11 protein-coding genes and 1 pseudogene are annotated in these 13,006 nt (G+C 71.1%); 2 read left to right on the top strand and 10 right to left on the bottom strand.

Annotation, left to right across the window (positions count from 1 at the left end; genetic code table 11):
* Positions 1–38: 38 nt before the first annotated feature.
* From ACUW6W_RS00060 to ACUW6W_RS00025, 8 genes are all read right to left on the bottom strand, one after another.
* A complete protein-coding gene (locus tag ACUW6W_RS00060) occupies positions 39–1,259 on the bottom strand; it encodes a glycosyltransferase (RefSeq protein WP_144861742.1) in 1,221 nt (406 codons plus the stop codon).
* A 124-nt stretch (positions 1,260–1,383) separates the two neighbouring features.
* The gene (locus tag ACUW6W_RS00055; protein ID WP_144861744.1) at positions 1,384–2,025 is read right to left on the bottom strand and encodes a CDP-alcohol phosphatidyltransferase family protein; all 642 of its coding nucleotides are present in this window, start codon (positions 2,023–2,025) and stop codon (positions 1,384–1,386) included.
* Between the two features lie 150 nt (positions 2,026–2,175).
* Entirely contained in the window at positions 2,176–3,099 is a 924-nt protein-coding gene (locus ACUW6W_RS00050; RefSeq protein ID WP_144861746.1) for a phage holin family protein, read from the bottom strand.
* Between the two features lie 131 nt (positions 3,100–3,230).
* A complete protein-coding gene (locus ACUW6W_RS00045) occupies positions 3,231–4,064 on the bottom strand; it encodes an aldo/keto reductase (protein ID WP_144861748.1) in 834 nt (277 codons plus the stop codon).
* Between the two features lie 80 nt (positions 4,065–4,144).
* Entirely contained in the window at positions 4,145–5,215 is a 1,071-nt protein-coding gene (locus ACUW6W_RS00040; protein ID WP_144861749.1) for a nucleoside hydrolase, read from the bottom strand.
* On the bottom strand, positions 5,212–6,150 hold the full coding sequence (locus ACUW6W_RS00035; RefSeq protein ID WP_454179593.1) for an SDR family oxidoreductase: 939 nt from the start codon (positions 6,148–6,150) through the stop codon (positions 5,212–5,214). Before ACUW6W_RS00035 ends, ACUW6W_RS00040 begins: the two co-directional genes overlap by 4 nt.
* 99 nt (positions 6,151–6,249) lie before the next feature.
* Positions 6,250–7,206, bottom strand: a complete 957-nt coding sequence (gene glsA, locus ACUW6W_RS00030) for a glutaminase A (protein ID WP_073116916.1) — start codon at positions 7,204–7,206, stop codon at positions 6,250–6,252.
* A gap of 61 nt (positions 7,207–7,267) precedes the next feature.
* Positions 7,268–7,369, bottom strand: coding sequence for an AbgT family transporter (locus ACUW6W_RS00025; RefSeq protein WP_199489685.1), 102 nt, complete (start codon positions 7,367–7,369; stop codon positions 7,268–7,270).
* A gap of 138 nt (positions 7,370–7,507) precedes the next feature.
* Between ACUW6W_RS00025 and ACUW6W_RS00020 the strand changes: the two genes are divergently transcribed.
* Both ACUW6W_RS00020 and ACUW6W_RS00015 read left to right on the top strand, forming a co-directional pair.
* On the top strand, positions 7,508–8,269 hold the full coding sequence (locus tag ACUW6W_RS00020; protein WP_080695855.1) for a DUF72 domain-containing protein: 762 nt from the start codon (positions 7,508–7,510) through the stop codon (positions 8,267–8,269).
* Between the two features lie 87 nt (positions 8,270–8,356).
* Positions 8,357–9,202, top strand: coding sequence for an alpha/beta fold hydrolase (locus ACUW6W_RS00015; protein ID WP_036314027.1), 846 nt, complete (start codon positions 8,357–8,359; stop codon positions 9,200–9,202).
* A 478-nt stretch (positions 9,203–9,680) separates the two neighbouring features.
* Here the strand turns inward: ACUW6W_RS00015 and ACUW6W_RS00010 are convergent.
* Positions 9,681–10,858: pseudogene (locus ACUW6W_RS00010) on the bottom strand (IS3 family transposase).
* A 221-nt stretch (positions 10,859–11,079) separates the two neighbouring features.
* Positions 11,080–12,645, bottom strand: a complete 1,566-nt coding sequence (locus ACUW6W_RS00005; protein ID WP_060974119.1) for a multicopper oxidase family protein — start codon at positions 12,643–12,645, stop codon at positions 11,080–11,082.
* Between the last annotated feature and the right edge of the window lie 361 nt (positions 12,646–13,006).

Raw genomic sequence — 13,006 nt, 5'->3', positions numbered from 1 at the left:
CGGCATCGCGCGGGACCCGCCCATCCTACCGACGGGTCTCAGAGCAGCGCGCGGACCTCGGCGGCCGTCGCGCCGCGGTAGAGGCGCTCGAAGATGTCCACCGTCTTCTGGGCGGAATGGTGCAGGGCCTTCGCGTGAGACGCCTCACCCATGGCGGCGCGCTCCGCGTCCGAGAGGTCGAGGATCCGGGCGATCCGCTCGGCCAGGGCCACGTGGTCCCCGGGCGGGAAGAGGTGGCCGTTGACGCCCTCGTCCACGAGGTGGGGCAACGCGAGGGCGTCCGCGAGGACCACCGGGGTGGACGCGCTGAGCGCCTCGAGGGTCACGAGGGACTGCAGCTCCGCCGTGCCCGGCTGGCAGAACACGTCGGCGCGCAGGTAGGCCGCCCGCAGCTCCTCCTCGGAGACGTGGCCGCGCAGCAGGACGCGGTCGGCCGCCCCCTCCTCGTCCACCGTGGCACGGATGCGGTCGCGCTGCTCGCCGTCGCCGACGATCTCGGCGTGCACGTCCAGGTCGGGACGGGTGCGGGCCAGGTGCGCGATCGCACGGATCAGCACCTCCACGTTCTTCTCCACGGCCAGCCGCCCCACGAAGAGCACGACGGGATGGCCGGGATGGTCCACCTTCTCCCCCGGCTGCAGCTCGTAGGCGCTCGCGTCGATGCCGTTGGAGATCGGGAGGACGTTGTCCAGGCCGGCGTGCTCGGCCATGGCCTGCGCGGCGAGGGCCGTGGGGGTGGTGACCACCGCGCCCTTGCCCATGAGCCGACCCATGTCCTTCCAGGACACCCGGGAGACGATGTCCAGGAACCACTGCGGGAACGGCAGGAACGGCTCGAGGTTCTCCGGCATGAAGTGGTTCGTGGAGACGATCCGTATGCGACGCCGCTCGGCCTCGTTGATGGCGGCCTCGCCGATCATGTAGTGGCACTGGGCGTGCACGACGTCCGGCTGGACCTCGCGGTAGATGCGGCGGAAGGAGGTCTTGGCGTGCCGCGGGAGCACCACGCGGTAGTACTCGTGCGTCGGCGCCGGCAGGGAGCGCAGCAGGTGCACGGTGGCCTCCGGCCGGTGCTCCACGGTGTCCGGGCCGGCCTCGCCGCGCGGCATCACGACGTGGACCTCGTGGCCGCGCGCGTGCAGCGCCGTGGCGAGGCGGTGGCCGAAGGTGGCGGCCCCGTTGACGTGCGGCGGATAGGTGTCAGCAGCGATCAGCACCTTCAGGGGGCGGTCGGCGGCGATCCCGGGACGGTCGGACACGGCGGTCCCTCTCTGTGGTGGCGATGGCACGACGGCGCCCGGCCCGTGCCGTGAGGATCGGCCGCGGGCACGGCGCGCGTCCCACGGTAGCAACCGTCGGCGCCGGCACGACCATGCGCCGGGGTCAGCCCCGGCGGGACGGGCCCTCGCGCGGGTCCTGACCGTCCGCCCGCAGGCCGCGGGCCTTGCCCACCGCGCGCACGAGGTAGTCCCCCGCGGCGAGGATGTGCAGCAGGCAACCGGCCCCGACCAGAGCCAGGGTCACGCCGCTCCACGGGCCGCCGTCGACCCCCGGCACACGGGCGAGCAGCAGCAGGGGCGTGCCCACCAGCAGCAGCGCGGTGCGCACCTTGCCCAGGACCGTGACCGGCAGGTCCGGGCTGCCGCCGAACAGCCACAGGCACACGGCGGCGAGCACGACGTCCGGGATCGCGATGGCCAGGGCGAGCCAGAGCGGGGCGATGCCGGTGGCCGCGAACGTCACGGCCACCACCAGCAGGGAGAGGCGGTCCGCCACCGGGTCGAGCCACCGCCCGACCGTGGAGATCATGTCGAACCGGCGCGCCACGTAGCCGTCCACCCAGTCCGTGCCGGAGAGCACGGCGAGGATCACGAACGCGTCCAGGTGTCGGCCGTCGACGGTGAGCCACACGAACACCGGGACCAGGGCGAAGCGGGCCAGGGTGATGAGGTTCGGCACGGTCAGCCAGGTGTCGCGGACGCGGTACTCGTGGCCCTCGCGCAGGCCGACGTCGATCACACGCATGGGTCACTCCTCCAGGGTCCGCGGGCGGACGCCCCCGCCGGGCGCCCCACACGCCCAGCCTACCGACGCCGTCGCCCCTCCCCGCAGACGACGAGGCCCCGATCCGTGGGGATCGGGGCCTCGGGGGCTGGGAGGGCGGGCGCCCTCGGATCAGCGGCGGCGCAGGCGGCCGGCGAGCGCCACGAACGCGGCGGAGGAGGCGCCGAGCAGCGCGAGCGGCTGCCAGTTGTCCTTCACGTAGTCCTCGGCCTCGGCGGTCCGCTCCCCCGCGCGGGCGGCACCGGTGAACGGCGCGGTCTGCTCGGTGGCGTGCGCGGTCTCGGGGGTGACGCCGCGACCCTTGCGCTGGGCGGCGAAGGCCGCGAGCTGGCCCTTCACGCTGGTCTTCTCGTCCAGGCCGGAGCGGATGTCTCCCAGGTGGCGGCGGCGCAGATCGGCACGGCGACGGATCTCCGCCTCGGTGGCGTCGTCGCGGTCCGGGTGGGGAGCGGCCTCGCCGTTCTTGCGGGCCTTCTTGTTCTCCTCCTTCTCCACCTTCTTCCGCTCGGCCTCGCGGGCGGCCTCGACGCGCTTGGCCTCGGCGCGCTCCGCCTTGAGGCGGTCGTACTCGGCCGGGTCGAAGGCGTTGCCCTCCTTGAGGTAGCCGAGGTCGTACTCGAGGTTGCGCACGGTCTCCTGCGGCACGAGAGGCATGGCGCCCTTGACCATCACGAGGCCGACGCCGGCGAAGATCAGGCCGAGCACGAGGAAGGCGAGCGCCACCATGAGCGCCGGGAACCAGAAGGTCGGGTCGGCGAAGGCGCCGATCAGCGTCACCACGAGGGCGACCACCATGAGCGCGAGGAAGAACAGACCCACCACCGCGACGCCGGCGCCGAGGCCGGCCTTCTTGCCCTTCGCGGCCACGTGTCCCTTGGCGAGCGCGAGCTCGTCCTTCATCTGCAGGGGCAACAGGCGCACGACGGCGCCGAGCAGATCGGTCAGCGAGCTCGCGCGGGTCTGCGGGGTCACCGGGACGGCGGTCCGCGGCGCGCGGGCCTTCGACGCATCGGCGGGGGGAGCCTGGTGGGACATGGTGCATGCCTTCCGTGGAGTGCCTGGACAGATGCGCCCGGGCGGCGCGGCAGCCACCGGGCATTCTCGAGCAAAACTATCACCGGCCCGCCCCCAGGGGGACGGGCCGGGTGCGCGCGGTGGCGCCTGGATCAGAAGTCGATGACCGCCGGGTCGGGGCCGAGGCGGCCGTCCTCGCGGTCGAGGGCGTCGATCCGGGCGACGTCGTCGGCGGTCAGCTCCACCCCCGCGGCCTCGAGGTTCGAGACGATGCGCTCGGGCGTCACGGACTTGGGGATGACCACGAAGCCCTTCGCGAGATGCCACGCGATGACCACCTGGGCCGGCGTCGCGCCGCGGGCCTCGGCGATCTCCGTGACCACGGGGTCGGCGAGGAGGTCGCCTCCCTGACCGAGCGGGGACCAGGACTCGTGGACGATGCCGTGGCGGCCCTCGACCTCGCGCAGCTCGCGCTGCTGCCAGTACGGGTGGGTCTCGACCTGGTGGATCACGGGCACCACGCCGGTGGCCTCGATGATCTCCTCGAGCTGGGCGGCCGGGAAGTTGGAGACGCCGATCGAGCGCACCTTGCCCCGCTTCTGCGCCTCGATCAGGGCCTTCCAGGTGTCCAGGTACTTCCCCTGCGCCGGCTTGGCCCAGTGGATGAGGTAGAGGTCGACGTAGTCGGTGCCGAGCTTGTCGAGCGAGACGTCGAGGGCGGCGAGCGCCTCCTCGTAGCCCTGGTCCGAGTTCCACACCTTGGTGGTGAGGAACAGCTCCTCGCGGGCGACGCCGGACGCGGCGATGCCGCGGCCCACGCCCTCCTCGTTCCCGTAGATCGCGGCGGTGTCGATGTGGCGGTAGCCGGCGCGGATCGCCTGCTCGACGACGTCGGCCGCGACGTCGTCCTCGACCTTCCACACGCCGAGCCCGAGCTGCGGGATCTGCTGGCCGTCGTGGAAGGGGACGGTGGGAACACTGGTCATGAGGGAGCTCCTGCAAGGTCGGGGTCGGGCGGATGCGTCGGGTGCAACCGCGCGCGGGCGGCCGGCATTCCCGACGGCGGTCACCGGGCCGGGGCGCCGCCGTCGGACGTCCGCTCCCCCGCGACGACGGCGCCCACCGCGCGGGCGAAGGCCGCGAACACCTCCGCGGGGTCGTTGGCCGTGACGAGCCGGGCGTTGGGGCGCCTGCCCCAGATGTCCCGCGTGTCATGGACGGTCGTGCCGCGCAGCAGCTCCGAGTCCGCCTCGACGTCGACGACGGTGGCCCGCGTGGCGATGCGGGCCTGACCCGCGGCCACCTGGGCCGCGAAGAGGTCGTGCAGGTGCGCGATGTAGCCCTGGTCGTAGTCGTGGTGGAACTCGAAGTAAAAGCGCAGCGCGTCGGCGAGCACGTCCAGGACGGGGCTGCCGGTCGCAGCGTCCGGCCCGGCGACCCGCGGCCGGTCCGCGGACCAGCCGACGGGGCGGGCCCCGGCGTCGGCCAGGAGGCCGTCCAGCAGGGCGGGCGTGTACTCGATCCGCTCCGTGGTCTCGAGCGCGCAGACCACCGGCAGGCGATCCTCGGGCAGGCCCTCGACGGCCGCGAACACCTCCTTCGCGGCGTCCGGGTCCACCCAGGTGTTCCACTCGGCGGTGGGCGTGGTGTTGCCCGGATGATAGAAGGAGCCGCCCATGATCACGACGCCGCGGGCGAGGAACGGCAGGCGCGGCTCGGCGCGAAGAGCGAGGGCCAGGTTCGTCAGCGGCGCGGTGCAGAGGATCGTCGTCTCCCCGGGGTGGGCCCGCAGCTCGTCCAGCCACACCTCCACGGCGGGCCGGGGCGCGAGCCGCTCAGGGCGCCGATCGATCCGGGCATGGCCGAGACCGCCGTCGCCGTGGGTCTCCGGAGTGGTGGCCGCGGGCCGGCGCAGCGGGGTCTCGGCGCCGACGGCCACCTCGACGTCGGCCCGACCGGCCAGGTCCAGCACCGCGGCCGTGTTCAAGGCGCAGTCCCGGGCGGTCGCGTTGCCGCCCGTGGTGGTGACGGCCGCGAGCTCGGGGCCGACACCCAGGCGGTGGGCGCCCACGAGGTGGAGCAGGGCGCAGGCGTCGTCGATGCCGGTGTCGACGTCGGCGAGGAGGCGGGCGGTCACGGGGTGGGCGTGCCGCCGTTGGCGTTGAGGGTCTCGCCGTTGACGTAGCTGGACTCGCCCGAGGCAAGGAACACGTAGGCGGGCGCCATCTCCACGGGCTGGCCGGCGCGGCCGATGGGGGTGCTGTGGCCGAACTCGGGCAGCTTCTCCTCGGGCTCACCGTAGGACACGTGCTGCACCGTCCAGATGGGCCCGGGCGCCACCGCGTTGACACGGATGCCCTTCGGGCCGAGCTGCTCGGCCAGGCCCTTGGTGAAGTTGTTGATGGCGCCCTTGGTGGCCGCGTAGTCGAGGAGCCTCGGGTTGGGGTTGTAGGCCTGCACCGAGGTGGTGTTCACGATCGTGCTGCCCGGGCCCATGTGCTTCAGCGCGGCGCGGCTGAGCGTGAACATGGACATGATGTTGATCTGGAACGTCTCGTGGACCTGCTCGTCCGTGAGATCGGCCAGGTCATCGGAGATGAACTGCTTGCCCGCGTTGTTCACGAGGATGTCCAGGCCGCCGAGGCGCTGCGCGGCCTCGTCCACGAGGGAGGCACGGTAGTCGGCGTCCATCAGGTCGCCCGGCAACGCGACGGCGGTGCGCCCGGCCGCCTCGATCGCCGCCAGGACGCGGTCGGCGTCGGGCTGCTCCTGAGGCAGGTAGGCGATGGCGACGTCCGCGCCCTCACGGGCGTAGGCGATGGCGACCGCGGCACCGATGCCGGAGTCGCCGCCGGTGATCAGGGCCTTGCGGCCGGTCAGCCGACCCATCCCCCGGTACGAGTCCAGACCGATGTCCGGGACGGGATCCGTCTTCACGTCCAGGCCCGGCTCGGGCTGGCGCTGCTTGGCGATGCGGAGCTTCGGGTGGCGGGTGCGCGGGTCGTCGTGGGCCAGCTGGGAGTCCTGCACGGGGATCGCGGGGGCGTCGTCCTTCTTCTCTGGAGTGGTCATGGGCCGGATGCTACGCGGCGCGCGTCAGAGGGTGACAAGGGACGGGGCGCGGCGTCGTCGGCGTGGCCCTCGCGACGGCGGCGCGGCGGCGGCCAGGCGTCAGCGGGGCCCGCTGAGGCCGCGCAGGGCGCCACGGTGCTGGAGCACGTGCAGGTCCCAGCGCGCGCTGAGCCCCTCGAACAACCCGATGCCACGCCGGGAGTTACCTTGCTCATCCAGGCGCGGCGACCACGTGGCGAGGCCCAGGGCCCCGGGCACGGCGCCGAGCAGCGCGCCCGAGACGCCGGACTTCGCGGGCACGCCGACCTCGGCCACCCACTGGCCGCTGGCGTCGTACATGCCGCAGGTGAGCATCACGGACATCGCCTGCTGCGCCACCCACTCGTCCAGCACCCGCTCCCCCGTCACGGGGTTCGTGCCGCCAGCGGCGAGGGTGGCGCCCATGACGGCCAGCTGGGGTGCGGTGACCAGGACCGAGCACTGCGCGAGGTACCCGGCCACGGCCTCGCGGGCCGAGATGGGCAGCCGGCCGGCGTCGGCGAGCAGGTGGGCCAGGCCCAGGTTGCGGTCGGCACGGGTGCGCTCGGCGTCGAGGACGTCCTCGCAGACCTCCAGCTCGACGCCGGCCAGCGCGCTGTAGCGGCGCAGCAGCAGGGCCGTCCGCTCATCCTCGTCCCCGGCGGGCAGGAGGGAGTGGACCAGGATGGCGCCGGCGTTGATCAGCGGGTTGCACGGCCGGCCGTCGTCGTGCAGGGACAGGTGGTTGAACGACTCACCGGAGGGCTCGACGCCCACGTCCTCCAGCACGTGGTCCAGGCCGATCTCCTGCAGCACCACCGCGTAGGTGAGGGCCTTGGAGACCGACTGCAGCGCGAAGGCGTGCTCGGTCTCCCCGGCGGCGGCCTGGTGGCCGTCCACCGTGCACACCGCCACGGCGAGGCCGTCCACATGCTGGCCGGCGACGTCCTCGAGGTAGTCGGAGGGCTCGCCGCGGCGGTCGGACTCCACCTCGTCGAGCATCGCGCGCAGGTCGTCGTCGAATCGCGTCGTGTCCATTCCTGTCACAGTAGTGGGCGGGCGCCCGGGTCGCGGGCGGGTGCCGGGCCGGTCACGGCGTTCACTGGACCGGGGCATTCGGGCCCAGCGGCAGGTCCAGCCACATCCAGCCGATGACCATGCCGGTCCACGCGGGCAGGAAGGCGATCGAGGACGGGAGCATCGTGGCGATCAGGGAGCCATGCCCATCTTCCGGTCGTACCTCTGAGCCACCGCGATGATCAGCGGGACGCTACGCCTGCCGCGGCGAGTCAAGGCAAGACCCGGGGACCCGGGCCGGGGCTATCGTCGGGGGATGGACGTGCGGATCGGGACCTCCGGCTGGACCTACAGGCACTGGCGCGGGACCTTCTACCCGCAGGGGCTGCGGATCGCCGATCAGCTCGACCACTACACGGAGCGCTTCCGGACGGTCGAGCTCAACGGCTCCCACTACCGCTGGCCGGCGGACAGCACCGTCGAGGCCTGGCGCGAGCGCCTGCCCGCCGGCTTCGAGATGGCCGTCAAGGCCTCCCGCTACCTGACCCACTACCGCAAGCTGAACGAGCCGCAGGACTGGGTGGAGCGCATCGTGCACACGCTGGACCTGCTCGGCGACCACGCCGGGCCGCTGCTGCTGCAGCTGCCGGCCCACCTGCACCGCGACGACGGCCGGCTCGCCGGGTTCCTCGGCCTGCTGCCCGAGCGGGTGCGCGTGGCGGTGGAGGTCCAGCACGAGTCCTGGCTGGATGAGGACGTGTTCGACCTCCTCGACCGGCACGGGGCGGGGTTCGTGGTCTCGGTGATCGCCGGGCGGGAGCCGGTGCTGCGCGCGACCGGGCGTCTCGCCTACGTGCGCTTCCACAACGCGGACCCGGACTGGCGCTACGGCGGATCGTTCTCCGATGCCGAGCTCGCACCCTGGGTGGGGCGGCTGCGGGAGCTGACGGGCGCGGACGACGGCGGCCCGGCCGGGGACGCGGCGGGCGCGCGCCCCGCCTACGTCTACTTCAACAACGACAACCACGGCCACGCCGCGTTCAACGCGCTGACGCTGCGCAGGATGGCGGAGACCGAAGCCTGACACGTGCCGAGCGCGTGCCTAGCGTGAGGAGGAAGCGGCGGCCGAGCGCCGCCGTCGTCCCCCGAGAGCACAGGAAGGCAGACGCACATGACCCTCATGCAGATCCCCACGGACCACGGCACGATCGGACTGAACGTGGAGGAGGCCGGCCACGGGCGTCCCGTGGTCCTCATCCACGGCTGGCCGCTGACCCTCGACTCGTGGAAGGACCAGGTCGCAGCCGTGTCCCCGCACTACCGCGTGATCACCTATGACCGGCGGGGCTTCGGCGTCTCGGAGAAGCCCACCGGCGGGTACGACTACGACACGATGACCGCCGACCTGCACGGTCTGCTCACCGAGCTCGACCTGCGTGACGTGACGCTCGTGGGCTTCTCGATGGGCGGTGGCGAGGTGGCGCGCTACATGTCCCGGTTCGGCGCGGACCGGATCCACTCGGTGGTGTTCGCCGGCGCGGTGCCCCCGTACCTGCTGAAGACCGACGACAACCCCGACGGCCCGCTGACCGAGAAGCAGGCCGCCGAGATGCGCGCGGGCCTCGAGAAGGACCGCGAGTCGTTCTTCGACGACTTCACGACGACGTTCTTCTCCACCCCCAAGCTGGCCGGTCTGACCAGCAGCCTCAAGGTCACCGAGGAGCAGCGCCAGGAGGCCATCCGGATGGCGCTGCAGTCCGACCAGACGGCGGCGCTGGCCTGCATGGACGCGTTCGGGGCCACCGACTTCCGCCGCGACCTGCCGGCGGTGACCGTGCCGGCCCTGGTCCTGCACGGCGACGCCGACCAGATCGTGCCGTTCAAGGGCTCCGGCAAGCGGACGCACAAGGCGATCGACGGCAGCCGCGTCGAACTGGTCAAGGACGCCCCGCACGGATTCAGCATCAGCCACTCCGAGGAGTTCAACCGGATCCTGCTGGAATTCCTGGCGGAGTGAGGGGGCAGGTAGGCCCACCAGAGTGCTGAACGCGACACGGCGCTCGTGGGGGTGGTGCATGCCATCCACCACGGCGCCGACGCTGACCTGTCAGGCTCGATCCGACGCCGTGATCACCCGGAGCGCGGGATCAGGCCGACCGGCCGGCAGAACCGCGCGTCAGGACGTCGAGTACGAAGCCGATCAGCCCATGACGGGTGCGCGCGTCCTGAAATAGGCCAGATCGGAACTGCGAGCCCCGGTCCTCGTGCACCAGGCACCCAGCCACCACGGCTGCACCGCCGCGGCCTGCGACGGCCTTGTTCGCGCAGAGACAGAGCTTCTCCTCAGCCGTGAAGTGCTTCCTGATGTCGGTCAGTCAGAGCCTGCGCGGCGCTTCTGGAGCGGGCTGGCGCACAGACCGAGGTGCTGTCGATCCATGACGGCGAGATTCAGGCGCGTGAGAAGGGTCTGCCATGAGTTTGCTTGACACGAGTTATCAGGCGGCGGCAGCCGCCTGGACTGATTGAACCATCTCGAACTCGACAGGGGTGAGCTTCCCGAGACGGGCCTGCCTACGACGGCGGTGATAGGTCCGCTCGATCCAGCTCACGATCGCGAGCCGGAGCTGGTCGAAGGACTGCCAGCGACGCCGGTTCAGCACGTTCTTCTGCAACAGCGCGAAGAAGGATTCCATTGCCGCGTTGTCCCCAGCAGCACCGACCCTGCCCATCGACCCGACCAGGCCGTTGACCCGGAGCGTCTCCACGAACCGCCTGGCTCGAAATTGCGATCCTCGATCCGAATGCACCCGGCAACCCTGCACCTCGGCCTTGCCTCCACGCCGGCCCAGAGCCATCTGCAGGGCGTCCACGGCCAGCTGCGAGCTCATCCGCCGATTGATCGAGTAGCCCACGATCCGGTTCGAGAACACGTCCTTGACCGCGCAGAGATAGAGCTTGGAATCCCCGGCCCAATGCTCTGAGATGTCCGTGAGCCACAGCTGGTTCGGCTTCTCAGCGGCGAACTCACGACGAACCAGATCATCATGAACGGCAGGGCCAGGACGCTTGCCCGAGCCGCGACGGATCGAGTGGCAGCAGCGGACCTTCACGAGCCGACAGGCCTTCAACACCTGATGGTCCGACACGGCCAGGCCACGGCCGCGGAGCTCATCAGCCAGGAACCGGTATCCGAACTCCGGGTCATCGGCATGGGCATCGAGGACGGCGTTGGCGGCATGCGCGTCGGACCATTCCCGCTCGCTGACAGGTTCGGCCAGCCACTGGTAGTAGGCCTGACGGGAGAACCCGAGGACCCGGCAGGAGAGTTTCACGGCAATCCCGTCGCGGGCCAGGTCCTTCACGACGGGATAGGTCATTTTGGGGACTGACCCAATTTCAGGTTCGCCTGGGACAGATACGCGGCCGCACGCCGTAGGACCTCGTTCTCCATCTCCAACTCGCGGTTGCGGCGCTTGAGAGCCTTCAGCTCCTCGTTCTCAGCCTTGGTGATGCCGGGCCGGATCCCGGCCTCGACATCATCCTGGGCCAGCCAGCGCCGTAGGCAGGACTCGGCGATGCCGAAGTCCTTCGCGACCTGCGCGATCGGCATCTGACCCTTACGGGCGATCGCGACCACGTCCTGGCGGAACTCTCGGGGGTATGCAGCGGGCATGGGGTCATCCTTCCAGCAGTCCCTCCCGGGACCACAGATCAGATGTCAACCAAACTCACGGCAGACCCTTTCCTCCTACGGGTCAGGACGGGGGTGCCGGGCCAGAGGTCTCGGGCGGGCTGGGCACGGTGGGTGGGGGTGAGCGATAAAGGCATGTTCTTTCCTGGGCGGCCACCGTGCGATGCCCCCGTGGATGGAGGGGTGTGGGCCGGGCGGGAGGGTCAGTGGATGTAGGAGAAGACGCCCATCATCCCGGCCTCGGCGTGGTAGGCGTTGTGGCAGTGGGTTAGCCACTGGCCCGGGTTGTCCGCCTCGAAGTCGAAGACGATGGTTTGCCGGGGTTTGATGATGACCGTGACCTTGCGGGCGCCATGGTCGGCCAGCTGGAAGGTGTGGCCGTGCAGGTGCATGGGGTGCCACATGTCGGTGTCGTTGGTCATCGTGACCCGCACGCGTTCGTCCAACCGGAGTTCGAAGGCGCCCTCGAAGGGGTTGGCCGGGTCGAAGCGTCGCCCGTTGATGCCCCAGTCGTACTCCATCATCGATCCGGTGAGGCGTACCCCGTGGGTCGTGGTCGGGTCCTTGGGTGGGAGCAGGACGGATTCGTGTGCCTTCAGTCGGCTGCCATCGAGCACGGTTCCGCCCAGGGTCTGTGGGAGCCGACCGGAGAGCGTAGTCTTTGGACCGGCTGCGATGATGCCGTAGGCGTGGCCGGTCTTGCCCTCGGGCAGGGCCAGTACGGGCACCGCCTGGTCGCCGAGGGTGATCAGCACGTCCAGGCGTTCGCCCATCCCCAGGACGACGGCATCGGCCTGGCGGGGCTGGACCGGGAACCCGTCGGTGTGGGTGATGGTCAGTTCCTGGCCGGGGATCCCGACCCGGTAGGCGGTGTCTCCGGCCGCGTTGATCAAGCGCAGGCGGATCCGGTTGCCCGGGGTGCTGGAGAAGGTGTCCGGGTCGGATGGGGGGCGGCCGTTGAACAGGTGCACGGGGATCTTCACGTCGCCGGCGTCCCCGCCCAGATAGTCGCTCTCAGCGCCCATGAGCATGTGCTTCATGGGCATGCCCGAGGAGCTGTCCTGGCTCATGGACCCGTGGTCCATGCCCGCCATGCCGGCCATGCCCTCCATGTCGCCGGACATGTCCATCCCGGCGGAGAGTTCCTCGACGACGTCCTGCGGTGTTCCGGTGATCCCGTCGAGCCAGTCGTCCAGGATCACGACCCATTCCTGGTCGTAGCTGAGGGGCTCGTTGGGGTCCTCGACGATCAGGGCCCCGTACAGGGCGCGTTCGCGCTGGGTGTCGAAGTGGGAGTGGTACCAGTACGTGCCCGGATGGGACAGCCGGAAGCCGTACGTATAGCGTCCTCCGGCGGCGATGGGGTCCTGGGTCACCCCCTGGACTCCGTCGGCGTCGTTGCGCAGGGCCAGCCCGTGCCAGTGCACGCTCGTGTCCTCGGGCAGGTCGTTGGCGACGCTGACCTTGAGCAGGTCCCCGGTCTGGGCGCGCAGCAGCGGCCCGTTGAGGCCGTCGTTGTATCCCCAGGTGGTCAGGCCCCGACCCTGGAGGGAGGTCTCGAGGGGTGCGGCGGAGAGCCGGTGGGTGACGGTGGTGCCCGAGGCGGCGCGTCGTTTCTCGTACTCGGCGACCAGCGGGTCGGTGGGCAGGATGCGCCCTGACGGTTGGGGGCTGATGACGGGATCGGCGCAGGCGGCCAGCCCGGCCAGCGCCAGGGCCCCGACGGAGGCGCCCAGGAAGGTGCGGCGGGTGGTCAGTGAGGAGGTCATCGGTTCTTCTTTCCGTCATCCGGCCCCGTGTCGCAGGCGGGCGCGACGGGGCCGGGCATGGCTGATCAGTTGCTGGGTGAGGCCGGTGGCGTACCGGGGCTGCGTGCCGCTGTCACCCGGAGGTATTGGCGGACCCTGCGCTCACCGGTGGGGCGCGGCCGGGGGCTTTAGGTGCGGCTGACGGCCAGTTGAGCCAGTGAAGGGTCCACGGGGGCCGGAAATGGGCAACCCAGGGCAGGGGTGGTGCGGTCAGTCCCCCACCGGGGCTAGGGCGTGTCTGAGAATAGATGCACGAGTCAGCTGAGACCCTGGGGACATGTCCCGGTTCCAGATGCTCTCTGACACCCAATGGGAGTTGATC

This window comes from Micrococcus sp. 093350064-1, from assembly GCF_053627955.1.
This window is presented reverse-complemented; position numbering and strand designations above follow the sequence as displayed.